Source organism: Rhizobium sp. LARHSG275 (assembly GCF_052871115.1).
Genome location: NZ_JBIXJN010000009.1, coordinates 95,355 through 111,454 on the forward strand (window position 1 = coordinate 95,355; position 16,100 = coordinate 111,454).

Sequence of the window (16,100 nt, forward strand, 5' to 3'; positions counted from 1 at the left end):
CTTGACGGCACGCCCGTGTAATAGAGGACGATGGGAGCGCCAACCTCTTGCTGCTATTCAAACAGGATGAGGCTTGCCGGAGTTGGCGGCAAGGGTTTGACGATGACGCCGGCAAGACCGGCCAGTCCTGCCATCTCAGTCAGTTCACTTTGCGTATAAGCCTGGCCCGCCGGCGTGCTGGCGAGCATCTCCCAAGAGAACGCCGCAGGAAAAGGCGGTGACACGCCATCTTCGTTCGGCACGAAATCGACCGCGACGATCCGACCACCCTCTGCAAGGCTCGCGACGATCTTTCGTAACAGTTGGGCACATGTTTGCAAATCGAAGTGGTGCAGAAAATTCGGAAGCAGAACGAGATCATAACCGGCGCCCCAGTCGACGTCGAAGGCACTGCCGGCGATCGTCCGATAGCGGTCAGCCACGCCGGCTTTTTCTGCATTCTGCCTCGACAGCTCCAGGACAGCGCCCCAGTCGACGGCGGCGATGTCCGCCGATGGCAAGGCTTTGGCGATTTCGATCCCGAAGACGCCTGGACCTGCAGCGATGTCCAACACCTTTTTGGGAGCGCTCGGCCAGCCGGAGATTTCGTCAGCCAGTATTTTGGCGCTGAGACCCGTGAAGGAGCCCATGCCACGCGCAAACTTCAACCAGACTGGATTGTCCGCCGAAAGGTTTGCAAGTCCGGCCGAACCGCCATTGCGCACGACGGCGGCCGGATCGCGCAGAAAATTATCGAGAATTTCGGGTGCAGCGACGAACTCGACGGCAGAGCCCATATAGGCCGGCGAATTGCGATCGAGGAACATTCTGGTCGAGGGCGTCATTCGATACTGTCCGCTCTCCTTGGTCAGGAAGCCATGGACCACGAGATAATCGCAGAGGACGCGCACCCCACGCTCCGAGGCGCCTATTGCCGACGCCAGCAATGCTGCCGTTTTGCCCTCGCCGATATGAGTAAAGAGATCAAGCTCGATGGCCGCCCTGATCGCCGCCGTTTTCCGGCACGCAAACAGTGCATCGACCACGAGTTCGGGCGACACGACGCCAGCATGGGCGTCCTCGACGATTGTTTCCATGGGATCCCCCCCAGAGGCCCTCAACCGGTCTTGTCTGGCAGCGCCAGTCCCAGAATATGCGCATATTCACATATTCCACAATACTCACCGCGCTAGCCCTATCGGGTTCTCCCGCCTCAATGGCGGAATTGTCCTGCCGACCGCCACGACGTTATTGTCGGCAAACTGCAGATCGAACCACCCTCTCGGCCTAATCCCGACGGGTGGTGGAGCTTCAGGCTATAAGGCCGTTCCGGACTTGCTGGCCATTCCGGCGGGCAAGCCCAGATCGCTTCTGTTCAGCCGGCTCAAGCAGTTTCGGCGGGCATCGCCACCCCTTACGACAAAACGGAGAGGTCATTCGCTGCATTCCTCGCTCCGGCTGCCGTGCGGGTCTGCTGCCATCATTCACGGGATAGCCTAGCACAGGGAATGCCGGTCATCACCGACCTGGTATCAGACCGCTGGATCGGATCTGTTTTCGAACTCAAGGAACCAAGCGTAAGTAGCGCGGATGCCATCCTCAAGCGAAATGCGCGGTTTCCAGCCCATGTCCTGCAGCTTCTGATTGCTCATCAACTTTCGCGGCGTGCCATCAGGCTTGGAAAGATCATGAATGATCTCACCTTCGTAACCGACAACGCCGCATACCAAACGCGTCAATTCGATAATTTCGAGATCTGTACCCGAGCCGACATTGACGTGCTGCGAACCGGAATAGGTTTTGAGGAGAAACACCAACGCGTCGGCGCAGTCGTCGACGTGGAGGAATTCTCGGCGCGGGGTTCCTGTGCCCCAGACCACCATATGCGGGTCATTGCGAAGTTTCGCGGCATGCGCCTTGCGGATAAGCGCAGGCAGCACATGACTGGAATTCAGGTCGAAATTATCGCCTGGGCCGTATAGATTGGTGGGCATGGCGGAAATGTAATCCCGGCCGTATTGCTTACGGTATGCTTCCGCGAGCTTGATACCGGTGATCTTGGCAATCGCGTACCATTCGTTGGTCGGTTCAAGCGGACCGGTCAACAGAGCCTCTTCGGGAATCGGCTGCGGAGCGAGCTTGGGATAAATGCAGCTTGAACCCAGGAACAGCAGCCGGTCCACTCCCGCCCGGTGGGCGGCTTCGAAGATGTTCGCTTCGATAATCAGATTGTCATAGATAAATTCTGCGGGATAGCTGTCATTCGCAAGGATACCGCCAACCTTGGCCGCGGCGAGAATGATCGCGTCAGGCCGGGTTGCTTCAGCAAATTTCTCGACCTCCTCCTGCCGCGTCAAATCGACCTCCCGGCGCGTGGCCGTGATGACGTTGCAATCTTCGGATTGAAGCCGACGCACAAGAGCACTGCCGACCATACCGCGATGGCCGGCAACCCAGATTTTCTTGTTGGACAGGTCGTACACTCAGATCTCTTTCCGGCTGTTTTGAGCCTTCCAGTGCTTGACATCCTCCCGTACCATTTCAGCGGCGAGCTCGCGAACCGGCGTCTTGTGCTGCCAGCCGAGTTTCTGACGTGCCTTGGTCGGGTCGCCAAGCAGAAGATCGACTTCCGTCGGGCGGAAATAGCGAGGATCGATTTCTACAAGGCACGCACCGGACGCGGCGTCATAGCCCTTTTCATCGACGCCGGACCCCTTCCATTCCAAAGCAATGCCTACGTCGGCAAAAGCCCACTCCACAAACTGGCGGACACTCGTCGTCTCACCGGTCGCCAAGACGTAGTCATCCGGCTTGTCCTGCTGCAGCATGCGCCACATGCCCTCGACATATTCACGCGCGTGGCCCCAGTCACGCTTGGCGTCAAGATTGCCGAGGAAAAGCTTATCCTGTCGCCCCAGATGGATGGCAGCCACCGCCATCGTGATCTTGCGCGTGACGAAGGTTTCGCCGCGAAGCGGGCTTTCGTGATTGAAAAGAATGCCGTTCGACGCATGCATGCCGTAGGCCTCGCGATAATTCACGACGATCCAGTAGGCATAGAGCTTGGCTGCGGCATAGGGAGAACGCGGGTAAAAGGGCGTCTTCTCGTTCTGCGGCACTTCCTGCACAAGACCGTAGAGTTCCGAGGTCGACGCCTGGTAGAACCGGGTCTTTTTCTCGAGCCCCAGGATACGGATCGCTTCAAGCAACCTCAACGTCCCGACGCCATCGGCATCTGCCGTATATTCAGGCGTTTCGAAGCTGACACCCACGTGGCTTTGTGCGGCAAGATTGTAGATTTCATCGGGCTGCGTCTGCTGCACGATCCGCAGCAGGTTGGTCGAGTCGATCATATCGCCATAGTGGAGGATGAAACGAGGATGTGTCTCATGCGGATCCTGATAGATATGTTCGATGCGGCCGGTATTAAAAGACGACGACCGCCGCTTGATGCCGTGCACCGTATAGCCCTTGCTCAGAAGCAATTCGGCCAGATAGGCACCGTCCTGACCGGTCACCCCAGTGATAAGCGCGGTTTTCGTCATTTCACGTCTTTCGATGCAATCTTCGGGATGTGTTTATGGAAACGACCGGACGAGTGCAACCCCTATATAACCGAGGCTAGTCAAGCGAAATGACCATTGTGGACCTCTGCGGTTGACGCGAGGGCGTCACAATGAGACTAGAGCTTCTCAAAACTGTTAGAACTCCAAGGGGGAAGTATGATCCTGGTGACGGGAGGAGCTGGTTTCATCGGTGCGAACTTCGTGCTGGATTGGCTTGCGCTTCATGATGAGCCGGTCGTCAACCTCGATGCGCTGACCTATGCCGGCAACCTGGAGAACCTCGCTTCCGTCTGGGAGGACCCGCGCCATCTGTTCGTCAATGGCAGCATTGCGGACCATGATCTCATTGCAGAATTGCTCCGTTCCCATCGTCCCCGCGCAATCCTCAATTTCGCCGCCGAAAGTCATGTCGATCGATCGATCCATGGGCCCGAAGAATTCATCCAGACGAATATCGTCGGCACTTTTCGCCTGTTGGAGGCTATTCGGGGATTTCTCGCCTTGCAGAATGAAGCCTTCCGAAAGAGTTTTCGTTTTCTCCACGTGTCAACGGACGAAGTCTACGGTTCCCTTGCTCCCGCGGAAACGGCCTTCAGCGAAGAGCGGAAATACGAGCCAAGCAGCCCTTATTCCGCTAGCAAGGCAGCCAGCGATCATCTGGTTCGCGCTTATCATCACACCTACGGATTGCCGGTCCTAACGACGAACTGTTCGAACAACTACGGTCCCTATCATTTTCCAGAGAAACTTATTCCCCTGGTCATTCATAATGCGCTCTCCGGCAAACAGATTCCAATCTACGGGGATGGAAAGCAGGTGCGCGATTGGCTGTTCGTCAAGGACCATTGCAGTGCGATCCGACGCGTGCTGGAAAGTGGAAAAGTCGGGGAAACCTATAATGTCGGCGGCAGGAACGAACTGACGAACCTGTCGGTTGTCAATACGCTCTGCGAAATCCTCGACGAATTGAGACCACTGCCAAACGGGGCAAGCTACAAGGCCCAGATTTCCTTTGTACGCGATCGGCCCGGCCATGATCGCCGTTACGCCATCGATGCCGACAAAATCGAGCGGGTCCTGGACTGGCGCCCCCACGAGACGTTCGAGACAGGCATTCGCAAAACTGTCGAATGGTATCTCGCCAACGAAGCCTGGGTAAAAAACGTCACAACCGGCAGCTACCGCCAATGGATCGACCGCCAGTACCGATAACAGCTTGGAGAGGCAGGCTCCTCCCCGCTTGCGAGACGTCAATATCTGATGAAATGGTGGAGGAAGCGTTTGACCCCAAGGGGCACATGGCGTTGCACCCATCTGCGGGCCAAAACCCGGAAGAAAGGGCGAAGGCCGCCGGAAAAGCCTGGGGAAATCGTCCTGATTACCTTCAGGGCTCGCATCAGAGCGCGTTCGTAAACCTTGTAAACAGCGTCAGGCTCCTCGCAGACGGCGGTGTAGAAAGCTGACAGCCGATCGAACATGCCGTTGGTCAGCAACTGGAACTGGTGGAAGTGATAAAAGATCAGAGGCGAACCATCGACCTCCATCCTGCCGGATGCATCCTGCGAAAAATGCATCTTTTCGTAATTCCAGGGAGCAATCCCAGCTCCCGGATGCTCGATGATATGGCAATTCGGATACAGATCCGGCCATTCGTCCAAATACTTCTGGTCGCCCATCTTGCCGTCTTCGAGCCGATAGTAGCACCATTCGATGCATTGCTCGCGCCAGCGCGCAAGGCAGCGCATTCCCTCTTCATCACGCCGGAAACTCACCCATTCCACACAGAAACGGCCGTTAATTTCACGGTTCTGCAGCCGCGGAGCAAAGCGGTGTTCAATAATGGCAATGGAATTATCGCCGATTTCATCGAAAATCGGACTGAGCGGTGAATAGAACAGCAGATCGGAATCGAGATAGGTGATGAATTCAATATCCGGATGCTGCTCCAGCACGAAACTCGGCAGACACGGAGACAGGGTCCAGCAATATTCGGCCACGCCGCGCGATTTCTTGGCTTCCAGGAGTTCCGGCGTCTCGAGATCGGCGAGTGCAATGCAGGTGATGTAGGATCTCTTGGAGGCGATCAATATTTCCTGCGTCTTTTCGTCCATGCAAAGCACAAAAACATGCGCGTCAGGGCACCACTGGACAAGGCTCTCCATCATGGCCATTCCCTTGATGAGATAGCCGCTGTCGAAAAGGGTACAGAAGTAGTTCGTCATGATTGGGGTTGTTTCCTGCACAAATAGGTGCGCATTGCATTGCCCTTGCGACTATCGTGCGGGTCCACGTTCTCGCTCAGCGTGAACGTCGCCAGGACGTGCAGGCCGTGAATTCGAAACATGTCCAATAGCTGCGGCTCGGAAAAATGGATCTCTATGGTTTCGACACCATAGGCCTGCTTGCGGAAATACTTGGTCGGCTCGCCATAGACAACAGGCGTACGGTGAAAAATCACGTATTCCTTGGCAACGCGGGCGCTCTCGGCGATCGCCGCTTCATAATTGGGGATATGTAGCAGGCAACATCCGGAGACGACGACATCGAAAGCGTCATCCTGATAGCGGAGCCGCGCCGCGTCCTCCACGTCGAACGACAGTCCCGGATAAGTGCTGCGCGCCATATCGATGAAAGCATCGGAGTAATCGCAGCCACGATAACGAAGCGGCAAGCCATTCACGTCAAGCACTTCGGAATAATAGCCGCTGGAACAACCGATCTCGAGCAGCGAAGCATCGGCCGGAAGATTGTCGATCTTGCGCAAAGCGGCGGTAAAAACATCGAATACATCAATGGAAACGCCGCTGCGGTATTCCTTCAGCTGGCGCTCGACGAGGGCTCTCTGACGGGCGGGCAGATCACTCGCTTTCCAAGATGGGGCAAGGCGTGCACTTTCGCTGTCTCGACGAGCCGCCTCTATCTCGACATAGCGGGACGATACCGACGTCGCCGGCCACAGCCGTTCACGCAATCGCTTCAACTGGCTCTTCACCCCTGGAAAGCGATTGAGACTCGCGCGCAGAAACGACATCAGCCCTGTATCTCCAGATATCGTCCGAGGATCGGCACCAATTCTGCCATTCTCGACTTGTAGGTGTGGTCCTTCAGCGTCCTTGCCTGACCAGCCTTTGCGATGGCATCCGCCTCGTCGGGGTGGTCTATATAGTAGCGGACGAGTTCCGTCGCTTCCGCAGCATTGGAATAGGCAACCACTTCCTTGCCGACCTCGAAAATCTCCCCGAGATTATCCTTCCTGTCGGTTATCAGCAGCGATCCGACACCGGTCGCCTCATAAAGCCGCATGTTATTGGCGTTGTTTTCGGCAACATTGATGTGTCGGTTGATAGTGATCCGGCTGCGCGCCAGCGCGCGATACATATCCGGGCCCCAGACTTCGCCATTGTGACGTTTGCGAATCGAAGAAGAGCGCGGGAGCGTCTTTGCGCCGTAGCCGAAAAACTGTATCGGCGTCGTATCGGCAAGATGTTCGAGCAGGGGGACGGCCTTGCCGTGATGACGGCTTATGCCGCCGACGAAGCTCACCGGCACATCGCGCCTGATATCGCCAAGGAGATCGAGCACCCGAGTATCGAAGCCAATCCTGAAATATTCGGATTTTATCCCCATCTCATGAAAGCGGGGTACGAAATGGGGGAAAGACGTTAGAATAAGGTCATAGGGCCGCAGAAACTCACCCGGCGGCAGCGGACACGCGATCTGGCCGACAATCAGCGGCACCGTCTTCTTCAACTCCGTCAGGGCATGTGGCGGAAAGAAGCTGAGATCCTGACAGTAGAGTACATCCGGCTTGAATGCGCGAACCCGGGCCATTGCGACCTCCAGCAAGCCAGGGAGAGCCGCCAGGCGTGCGCCAACATAAGGCAGCCTGAAAAACCGATGCGGCAGTTTCATTGCCCACGCGCTGAACGGTTCGTTGTTCTCTTGCGCCCAGGCCGACTGAAGCGGAACACAATTGCCGATGATATCGATGACTTCGCAGCCAAGCTCCGCGAGGTGGCGCGAATAGAAATCAGATGTGCCGAACGCGGCAGCCAACAACGCCTTCGTCTGTTCTGGCGCGGTTGATTTCTCGAGCTGTGGCCGCCGCGCATAGAATTGCCTTAGAAAACGCGCGTAATACGTGTCAAATATTGCTATTTTCATGTTCACCGTCTGGTTGACTACCGGGACGCTCCTGGGACATTTTATAGACACTACCGACAACCTTTGCCGGGTTCCCGGCAATTATCGCCCCTGCTGGGAAACTTCCCCGGACGACCGCGCCCGCGGCGACAATGCTGTCACGCCCTATTTCCGTGCCACGCAAGATCAGGGCGTTGGTACCAATGAACACATTATTGGCAATGTTCACCGGTGCAGTCTTGATGTCCGCCTCGACATCCGAATGACGCCGTCCTTCCGGACGTATGGGATGAAAGTCCGTGTCGAAAATGGTGACGTTGGCTCCCATCAGCACTTCTGCGCCGATTGAAATCCGTGCAGCCGAGACGATGGTTGCACCACTGATCCCACTGTCAGCGCCAATGCTGACCTTCGATCCGGCGCGAATGGTCGCTATCTTCACTGGATGATTGAGAGCCAGCGCCGTAAATCGGGAATCAGAACACAGGACGACGCGATCACCGAGGTGAATCTCACTGTCAGGATGCCGTTGCAACAGAGGGGCGCCATAGAGCACAACATCGCGGCCAACGCTTACTCCGTGACGTTTCAGGTCGCCAAGCCGCCTTGCACGCACAAGGGAAACGACAATTTTTTTAAGATTGGTCGTCATCCTTCCCAAAAGGACACGAGCGTAGAAGAAATAGGCCATGCGGAAAGGTGCGGTAAATCTCTGCACCGGTGAACCGACAAGCGAATAGAAGATCAGGCGTTGAAACACGTTGTGAGGAGAGCGCCTGCCAAACAATCGTTTTTTCCATGAATGCCTGGAGACGTCGTTTCCATATACTGGTGGCGAATAGACGGCTGCTTTTGTGCTGACGATCAAAGGCACTCCGGCGCGCGAGAAGCGCATCGCGATTTCATAATCGGCCATGTAGTGCGGCAAAAGGTGTGGCCGCATACCGCCATATTTCCGGAACAAGAGGGCTGGATATAGAGTACCTCGACCACTCAATGCATCCACGCGGTATTGGCTCTCAGGCGACCGTTGTTGCGCTTGGCTTAATTCCGAAAGGAGATCCCAAATCGCGAACCTGTTGATGTTGATCCGAGGTCCTATACTCACAAGAGGTGGATCTTTCCCCTCTTCATGGATAACGCTTCCAACGGCGGCTTCGCCGTTCGCCTTCGATGTTTGCACTAAGGTCTCAACATAATCCTCATCGAACCACGTGTCATTATTCAGAAACAGGATGTAATCTTCCACCTTGCAAGATGGAAGGACGTGTTTCAGCCCCTCCTCGATGGCCCCCCCCCACCAAAGATTGCCGTCGCCCTTGATTTCCACCACATCGCCCTGCGACTGCAGGTATTCTGCAGTTCCATCGGTAGATCCGTCGTTGACAACGACGATCGTCAGTGCATCGACGAGAGTTTGCCTCCTGAGAGACTCCAACACCTTCCGAGTGTGCTCCAGACGATTGAAGACAGGGATAATGACGTTCACGCGCATGGTTAGATTCCCGGCTTCTCAAGAAACCAGCCAGTATACGACCATTCGTATCGTTCCTGAGCTGGCGTAAGGCCAATGCCCCAACGCGTCAATTCCTGCAAGGGTGGCGGTGTTGCTATTCCAAATCTCCCGGCTGGTTGGAAACTGTCCAGCACCTCATAGCCATGCCTTGCGAAGTGATCCTGCAGTTCATTCGCGTTCAAGAACCAAACCGGGTAGCTGGCGCGATGGATGCGTTCCGGCACATGCTGCACAAAAGGGACTTCGGCGACATCGAACTGCGCGCTTGTTCTGTCAACAAGGATGAATTTGACGCCCTTCGAAAGAAGGCTCCCAAGATGCTCGTGAGGATATTCGAGATACTGGAGCACGCCGGAGAGCAGAACGATGTGAGGGTTCACAAGATTGATTGCCTCTTCGAGGCCATGAGAAAAGCTCAGGATCCCGTCTTCAAATTCAGCTCGCCCTGCATCCGCAAAATGAGGCTGCTCGACGATGCACCATTTCAATTCCGCAAGATGAGCCAGTTTCGAACGGTGTTGGAAATAGGAACTTCCGAGCGCGCCCCCAAAGTCGACCACTCTCAAACGACCATCGGATCTGGATGCAACATAGAGCAGCCAGGCAAGCAGCGGATGCGAGTAGCTTCTTTCCTTGAAAATTACAGTGTCCCGCTCATATGAGGCACGGCCCTGAACAACTGCGCGTGTCGCTTCGACGGCTTTTGCAAGAATGGCCGGCGCATCATATCCATCTGAAGCAGCCACGGCCGAGCACCAATCATCGTAAGGCCCGTCGAAAACGATGTTGTGCCGCCGGAATTCGGCCCAGATCTCCTCTTCGCGCGCTTGCGGCGATTCTCGCGTCATCTCAAGCAGACAGTGGATTCCCGGGAGCGCAAAATTAAGCCGTCTCATTCTTCAAACCAGGCCTGGAACGGCCGTCTCTCAAATTCGTCCAGCGCCCCACCGGGTGTGGAATTGAAGATGCGGATATCATTCGCTCGCGCGATATTTGCGATGGCTCGATATTGTCGCCACAGCCGTGCCGCCTGCTGAAAGTCGTCGTGACGGTTCGTTGTCGGGGTGCCGTCCGCATTTACGGTGACATCTTTTCCCTTTTGCACCTTGAGATCGAACGCGTATTCATAGGTTGCTGACAGGAAACGATCGTGGTCGACGCCGAGCAGGATGACCTCTTTAAAACCAAGATACGTCGCTATCATCAAGGCCATCACTGGCACTGAATCGACACGCGGCACCGGCTTAGAGATATCGACGATTTCCACCGATGGTCTTTCGTCGAAACTTTCGCCAAGCACGAGATACCGGACCGTCCGCCCTGAAAACAGATTGTGTTTTCGAACCAGCTCCGCTTCCGTGGAACTGAGGAACAGTTCCGCCCTTCCCAGATGCGAATGCATCTCCTCGAACCAGCGGACCACGTCCTCCGGTGTCATCAATCCGTAGGTAATTTGGGGAACACAATGGTAACGAGACTGGAACTTGTCGAAATCGGAATGAAGATAGCCGTTGGAAACGGTTATGACATTTTCGCCTTGAAGCCGCGACAGATCCAAGCCCTTGACGCTCGGGCCATTGCCTAAAATAAAACACCGCTGCCCCGCGTGCTGACCAGCAAGCTGTCTATTTTCGGCCAGTAACCTAGCGACATCGGCAGAGAGTTTGTGGCGACTCTTTAGCCTGCGCTTCAGCTCATGCACACCATAGGGAAGCAGCATGGAGCCAAAGGTCAAAATCTTTCTCAAAGCTGCAGCCACTTCACCACCTCGAAGACTTCAGCGTATTTCACACCGATGCGCTGGCCGGCGTTCTCGGCTTCATTGCGGAAGAAGCTCACCCATTTCCGTCCGGTGCGTTCCATCTCGGATTCATGGGCAAGGATCGCCTTCTCCTTTTGGTCCCAATGGGAGGTGATGTCGACGTAGAAATTCCCCCTGAAATCCACCGTCGAATGATACCAGTTGCTGCGGTACATCAGGAGGCGGGGCACATGGCGGCAGCTGTGCAGTGACGCCCGCGACAAGGCCAGATGGTCATGGTGGATGTCTCCGACCCAGTGGGTGTAAACCATATCGATCTTCAGATCCTGGACGAGCTTGAGGATCTCGATATTCAGCGGGTCGACGAATTCGATCTGGAGCGTTTTGAACTCGCCGCAAAACATTTTCTGGACGCCGAGAATTTCCATCGCGGCATCGGCTTCCGCTCTGGCGACCTGGCTGCTGCGCACGGACTGATCATACTGGTTTGAAAAGCCGGATACGGTCGCGACATAGACATACACCGTGTCGCCGTTTGCAGCATGGCGTGCCAGTGCACCGCCACAGCCTAGTTCCACGTCGTCAAAATGGGCACCGATCGCGAGAATATTCATTTGCAACTCCAGAGCAGGTCACGCGTGCCTGCAATACCACAATTCAGTAGTGTGTCGAGAATGCTGAGATAGGGCATGAACTCGCCGAAGGGCTGCGGATAGACAGGATGGACGAAATGCTGCCATTCGATCTCGATCCCGGCGGCCTCGAACACCTCAGGCCGCATGTAGTCGCGCGCGCCCAGACCTGAGAGGTAACGCGTTGCTCCGACTTTCCGCAGCAGTTCGACAAGCAACTCATTTTTATGCCCCTCAGGGCTTAACGTGCTCGCCCGCACCGTCGGCATGGTGATCTCAAGCATCTCAAGAATGCCTTCGAGGAAATGCATGTTAAAATCGGCCAACAGCTCGAACCGCTTGCCGTAGAGGACCTCGATACGGGGAAAGACCTCGCTCCAACCGGCAGACTTGCGATAATTTTCGCGAAGCAGGGAAAGGTTTTGGTCTATCCAGCCGGTGCCGGGCGCCAGTTCCACGGCATTGATCGCAGTGCCGAGACTTGGCTTTCTGATGCCAACGGTGAGCCACCGATCGCCCTGCGCCGTCTTTATCTTATCCCGATGCGTCCAGCTTTTGCTCGTGCCATGGACAAACTGAACGTGATCCAGAACGATATAGAGGTCGGCGTTCAGAAAACGCTGGAAAAAGCCGAGATATGAAGCGAAGTCTGGTTGATGGATAACCGCTGTAATGGTCATGCAGCCAATCTTTCCAGCAAGTCGGCAACGCGGCCGACCCCGCCAAGGTCGACCTTGGTCATAGCAGTCTCGCTCATGCTCCGGATGGGGATCGGCGTTTCCAGGATGCCGAGATCGAACGCCGAGTGATGCCCGGCAAAGAACGCAACTCCCAGATCTTCGAGCGCACGCCCGACCGGGATTTCAAAAGGTTCGTTGGCGATCACCACACACGGCAGGCCCGCCGCACAGGCTTCGAATGGGGTAACACCGCCGCCGGTAATCGCCAGATCGTGCCCATGCATCTCTGCCGCAAGCGATGGCACCTGGTTGAGCAGTTTGAACCGACCCGGTGCAGCGGTCGCGACGACCTCTTCAAGCTCCCTCATGTGTTGGAAGCTCGGGCCAGTGACGATGGTGACGGGAAAAGACTTGCTGCTCAGCCATTTGGCAACGCGGACGGTCACTCCGTAGGTATCGGCGCCGCCGAGCGTGACAAGGATCGATGCAAGGCTTTGCCGAAGCCTGCGATAACTAGCGATTTCAGGATTGAGTATCATATACTCCACCCCCAGCCGAACATCCTTGCCCTTGAGATCCTCAGTCTCTTCGAACAGGAGAGCGCAGATATTCATGTCGGCAAGTTCCGCGCCATCACCACGATCATCAAAGGTAACGAGCTTGGCGCCCAAACGCTTAATCGCCTCGCTGTGGCATCGCTGCGTGTTCAGGCGGTCATTAATCCAGACTGAAGATGATGCATCGGGTTCAATAAAGCCATTCTCCCATCCGGTCACGGAGGCGAGATCATAAAGCGCCACATCAAAGCCGCGCTCTCGGATGACCCTCAACGAATTCGGATGATCGTTCGCTAAAAATAGGACCGGATGACCGCGTGAACGCAGTTCGGTGGCGAGCGTCAACGACCGAAACAGATGCCCCATGCCGCGTGCATGTGAACTTTCTATGCAGAAGACGAACATAGTCTGATCGCTTCTTCTGTCCCAACCCAGTTCCCACCCCCCCGCGCTGCCAGAGCACAAGCACGTCTCCAGTCTTCCTCAGTATCTACCGTCAGGCGCAGATTTGGGGATATTTTGGCTGGAGGCACATCGAGCTGGCCAATCTTGAACAACTCCGGCCGATCCGTGAAGTATTCATTCACGTGCTCGCGATGGTGCGGCAGCATCCCCTCTCGATGACTGCGTGAGAGCGCTTCGAACGTAAATATCTCGGCGCCGACACCGATGGGCAACTGACCGAACGCGTGCGTGTAGTCGAATCCCTGCTTTTGGTGCAGGTCGATCAGCCTCTCCAGCTCCTCGATATCAGTGAAGGGATTGTCCGCCGTCAATCGCACGATATCCGACATCCCAAGCGATCTCGCACATTCGAAATAGCGATCGAGAACATCGGCCTCGTCTCCACGAAAGCAGCTGACGCCGTGCTTGAGGCACCAAGTTTCGATAATGTCGTTCTCGCCGGCCGATGATGTCGCGACGACGATCTTGGCCGGCCGCTTCAGCATCTGAAGCCTGCCAAGGACATGTGCGAGAAGCGGCTTGCCGGAAATGTCGCGAAGCACCTTTCCCGGCAATCGGGTGGATCCCATTCGCGCCTGGATGATGATTCCAAGCCTCACGCCAGATCGCTCCACTGGAGGACGGCATCGCCATCGAGATCCCTTATCAATCGTCGCCCGGCGAGAGTGTCGAGATGCTTAGGCTCGATTCCCGTCCCCGGCCGCTTAACCGAAATGTCGCCGGGGGAGATGAATTCACCGGCTTTGAGCGGTCGATTGAGAACGACGCTCTTGCGGTTGTTCAATCTGGTTGTCGCCTCGCTTGCAGCCGGTTCCTTGCGACCACTGCCTTTCATCACCTCGAACGCACGTATCGCATCCACAAGCCATTTCATTTCCGCCGGATCGGCCGAGAGCATGTGGTCGGGACCATCGGCGGCCTTGTCGTAGGTGAAATGCCGCTCGATGACCCGGGCGCCCATCGCGGCCGCACAAAGGCTCGCGACAGGGTTCAATGTATGGTCGGAATAGCCAACGTCGAGATCCGGAAACGCCTCCATCATCGTTTGCATTGCACGCAGGTTCACATTTTCCGGATGCGTCGGATAGCTTGTGATGGCGTGCAGCAGAATAAGCTTCTGATTACCCGCCTCCTTGATTGCGGCAACGGATTCCCGAACTTCGTCGAGCGTCGACATCCCCGTCGACAGGATTATCGGCTTTCCCGTTTTTGACAGATAGCGGAGAAAGGGAATGTTGACCGCATCGTCCGAGCCCACCTTGTGGGCACCAACCCCGCACTTCTCCAGTAGATCGACATCTGTTTCGTGTGAGGGCGACGAAAACCAGTCCAGCCCATGCTCCTCGGCATAGCGGAAAACCGCTTCGTGAAGCTCGTGACCGATTTCATATTTGCGGAAAAGCTCGAATTGCGAGGTAACGCCGGTGTTTTCCATATCGAACATGGCGTTGCGGCTCGAGAGGGTCTCCGCGCGATAAGTCTGGAGCTTGACAGCGTCTACGCCGGACGACTTTGCCTCGTCGATCAGCCGTCTTGCCTGGTCAAAAGTCGTAAAATTCCCGCCGATTTCGGCGATAATATAACACCGGTCAGGTCGGTAGTTCCGGAACATCTGCTACTCCCGCAATTCACTATACAGCCGGCGTTCCAATAGCGGTAACACAGCTCAGTCCAGTTCTGTGTGATGTCATCCCGCACATGACCGGTATACGACTCCCGGCTGCTTCTCTATTTTCCGATTTCCTGAGCCCGATCCACGTAATTTCGGACAATCACTTTCCGGCCGCAGATTTCGGTCGGCTCGTCATCCGTCAGGCGAGGCAGGTAGCATCGCCGGCATACTTCGCTTTTCAAGAAGCCCTGCGGTTCTTTGTGCAAGGCGCGGACTGCATTCATTTTTTCGCCGTGCCAAATCTGGTGTACCGTCTCCGTCGTCGCGTCACCAATGACTTCGCGATTTTCCTCGTCGTTCGAGCACTTCATCACAAGCCCGTCGGCCCCGATAACGAGGCGCTGGTATTGCTGTGGGCAGGTGAAATTATCCAGATATTGAACGTCGGAATCGTTCCCGAGGTAGTCGATCAGCGGGTTGAAGGCGACAAGATCCACGTGAGGCGCAAAAGTTTCATAATAGAGATCCGGATTTTCCCTGATCGCCGGCCAGATGCCCTGCACCTTAATGACCGGACGGTGGAGCCCGCGCTCGTCTTTGTACTTCTTGATGTCCTTGATCTTGTCGAGTAGCGCCTCGAACTTGATCGGCTTGCGGATTTTCTCGTAGGTCTCACCGGTGCCGTCGATCGAAACGGTGATCCAGTCGATGCCGGCATCGACGAGCTGAGCGAAATAGTCTCTGTTGAGCTTGAAGCCGTGCGTGAGGGTCGAGACTTCCTTGATCCCATGGTCCTTGGCATAGCGCACACAGTCGGCGAAGCGCTTGTGCAGCGTGGCCTCGCCTCGCAGCGACAGACGGATCGCAGGAACCTTGCCGCCGATCTCATCGATGATACGGCAGTAGAGATCCCAGTCCATCCGCGTCGTGTTCACACTTTTCTTGAACTCGTCGCTGATCGTATAGCACATCGGGCAGCGCAGATTGCAGATCGACGCAAGCTCGAGATCGACCAGCAGCGGATAGTCCGAAACCTGCTGGTTCAGGGCATATTCCGACCATTTGCGACGGTAATCCGCGTATTCTGCTTCCCACCCTTCGCCCCGGAACTTATCGAACGCGGCTTCGCGCTCGTCCGTGTCCATCGAGTAGTTGCCCTTGTTGATCGGAACGTAACGTTCGTTCAAT

General features: G+C 55.9%; 16 protein-coding genes. 1 reads left to right on the top strand and 15 read right to left on the bottom strand.

The genetic code is table 11. The annotated features are described in order from the left end of the window. Nucleotides 1-53: 53 nt before the first annotated feature. From ACIPSK_RS13965 to gmd, 3 genes are all read right to left on the bottom strand, one after another. Nucleotides 54-1,076 (bottom strand): methyltransferase, encoded by a 1,023-nt coding sequence (locus ACIPSK_RS13965; RefSeq protein ID WP_162119350.1) that lies wholly within the window; start codon nt 1,074-1,076, stop codon nt 54-56. A 435-nt stretch (nt 1,077-1,511) separates the two neighbouring features. Next, nucleotides 1,512-2,462 carry a GDP-L-fucose synthase gene (gene fcl / locus ACIPSK_RS13970; RefSeq protein WP_017967135.1) on the bottom strand — a complete coding sequence of 317 codons (951 nt, stop codon included), beginning with the start codon at nt 2,460-2,462 and terminating at the stop codon, nt 1,512-1,514. Further along, nucleotides 2,463-3,524, bottom strand: a complete 1,062-nt coding sequence (gene gmd / locus ACIPSK_RS13975; RefSeq protein ID WP_017967134.1) for a GDP-mannose 4,6-dehydratase — start codon at nt 3,522-3,524, stop codon at nt 2,463-2,465. Between the two features lie 177 nt (nt 3,525-3,701). Here gmd and rfbB point away from each other — a divergent pair, with 177 nt between their 5' ends. Then, a complete protein-coding gene (gene rfbB, locus ACIPSK_RS13980; protein ID WP_446532939.1) occupies nt 3,702-4,757 on the top strand; it encodes a dTDP-glucose 4,6-dehydratase in 1,056 nt (351 codons plus the stop codon). 38 nt (nt 4,758-4,795) lie between these two features. Here the strand turns inward: rfbB and ACIPSK_RS13985 are convergent, their stop codons facing one another. The 12 genes from ACIPSK_RS13985 to ACIPSK_RS14040 form a co-directional block, all read right to left on the bottom strand. Beyond that, entirely contained in the window at nt 4,796-5,542 is a 747-nt protein-coding gene (locus tag ACIPSK_RS13985; RefSeq protein ID WP_446532940.1) for a hypothetical protein, read from the bottom strand. Nucleotides 5,543-5,763: 221 nt separating this feature from the next. Further along, nucleotides 5,764-6,576, bottom strand: a complete 813-nt coding sequence (locus ACIPSK_RS13990) for a class I SAM-dependent methyltransferase (RefSeq protein ID WP_162119353.1) — start codon at nt 6,574-6,576, stop codon at nt 5,764-5,766. Further along, the gene (locus ACIPSK_RS13995; RefSeq protein WP_246709941.1) at nt 6,576-7,790 is read right to left on the bottom strand and encodes a CgeB family protein; all 1,215 of its coding nucleotides are present in this window, start codon (nt 7,788-7,790) and stop codon (nt 6,576-6,578) included. The genes ACIPSK_RS13990 and ACIPSK_RS13995 overlap by 1 nt, the downstream gene beginning before the upstream one ends. Further along, nucleotides 7,690-9,183 carry a glycosyltransferase gene (locus ACIPSK_RS14000; RefSeq protein ID WP_162119354.1) on the bottom strand — a complete coding sequence of 498 codons (1,494 nt, stop codon included), beginning with the start codon at nt 9,181-9,183 and terminating at the stop codon, nt 7,690-7,692. Before ACIPSK_RS14000 ends, ACIPSK_RS13995 begins: the two co-directional genes overlap by 101 nt. A 2-nt stretch (nt 9,184-9,185) precedes the next feature. Then, on the bottom strand, nt 9,186-10,100 hold the full coding sequence (locus tag ACIPSK_RS14005; protein WP_162119355.1) for a TIGR04325 family methyltransferase: 915 nt from the start codon (nt 10,098-10,100) through the stop codon (nt 9,186-9,188). Continuing rightward, entirely contained in the window at nt 10,097-10,963 is an 867-nt protein-coding gene (locus ACIPSK_RS14010; RefSeq protein WP_348642952.1) for a hypothetical protein, read from the bottom strand. Before ACIPSK_RS14010 ends, ACIPSK_RS14005 begins: the two co-directional genes overlap by 4 nt. After that, nucleotides 10,948-11,580 carry a PIG-L deacetylase family protein gene (locus ACIPSK_RS14015; protein WP_003545689.1) on the bottom strand — a complete coding sequence of 211 codons (633 nt, stop codon included), beginning with the start codon at nt 11,578-11,580 and terminating at the stop codon, nt 10,948-10,950. The genes ACIPSK_RS14010 and ACIPSK_RS14015 overlap by 16 nt, the downstream gene beginning before the upstream one ends. After that, entirely contained in the window at nt 11,577-12,278 is a 702-nt protein-coding gene (locus ACIPSK_RS14020) for a WbqC family protein (protein ID WP_162119356.1), read from the bottom strand. Before ACIPSK_RS14020 ends, ACIPSK_RS14015 begins: the two co-directional genes overlap by 4 nt. Then, nucleotides 12,275-13,240, bottom strand: coding sequence for a PseG/SpsG family protein (locus ACIPSK_RS14025; protein ID WP_162119357.1), 966 nt, complete (start codon nt 13,238-13,240; stop codon nt 12,275-12,277). The genes ACIPSK_RS14020 and ACIPSK_RS14025 overlap by 4 nt, the downstream gene beginning before the upstream one ends. Beyond that, a complete protein-coding gene (locus tag ACIPSK_RS14030; RefSeq protein WP_222294928.1) occupies nt 13,222-13,899 on the bottom strand; it encodes a glycosyltransferase family protein in 678 nt (225 codons plus the stop codon). Before ACIPSK_RS14030 ends, ACIPSK_RS14025 begins: the two co-directional genes overlap by 19 nt. Further along, nucleotides 13,896-14,912 (bottom strand): N-acetylneuraminate synthase family protein, encoded by a 1,017-nt coding sequence (locus ACIPSK_RS14035; RefSeq protein ID WP_162119496.1) that lies wholly within the window; start codon nt 14,910-14,912, stop codon nt 13,896-13,898. The genes ACIPSK_RS14030 and ACIPSK_RS14035 overlap by 4 nt, the downstream gene beginning before the upstream one ends. Nucleotides 14,913-15,028: 116 nt before the next feature. After that, complete coding sequence (locus ACIPSK_RS14040; protein WP_025393231.1) at nt 15,029-16,099, bottom strand: radical SAM/SPASM domain-containing protein; 1,071 nt, start codon at nt 16,097-16,099, stop codon at nt 15,029-15,031. Nucleotide 16,100 lies beyond the last annotated feature (1 nt).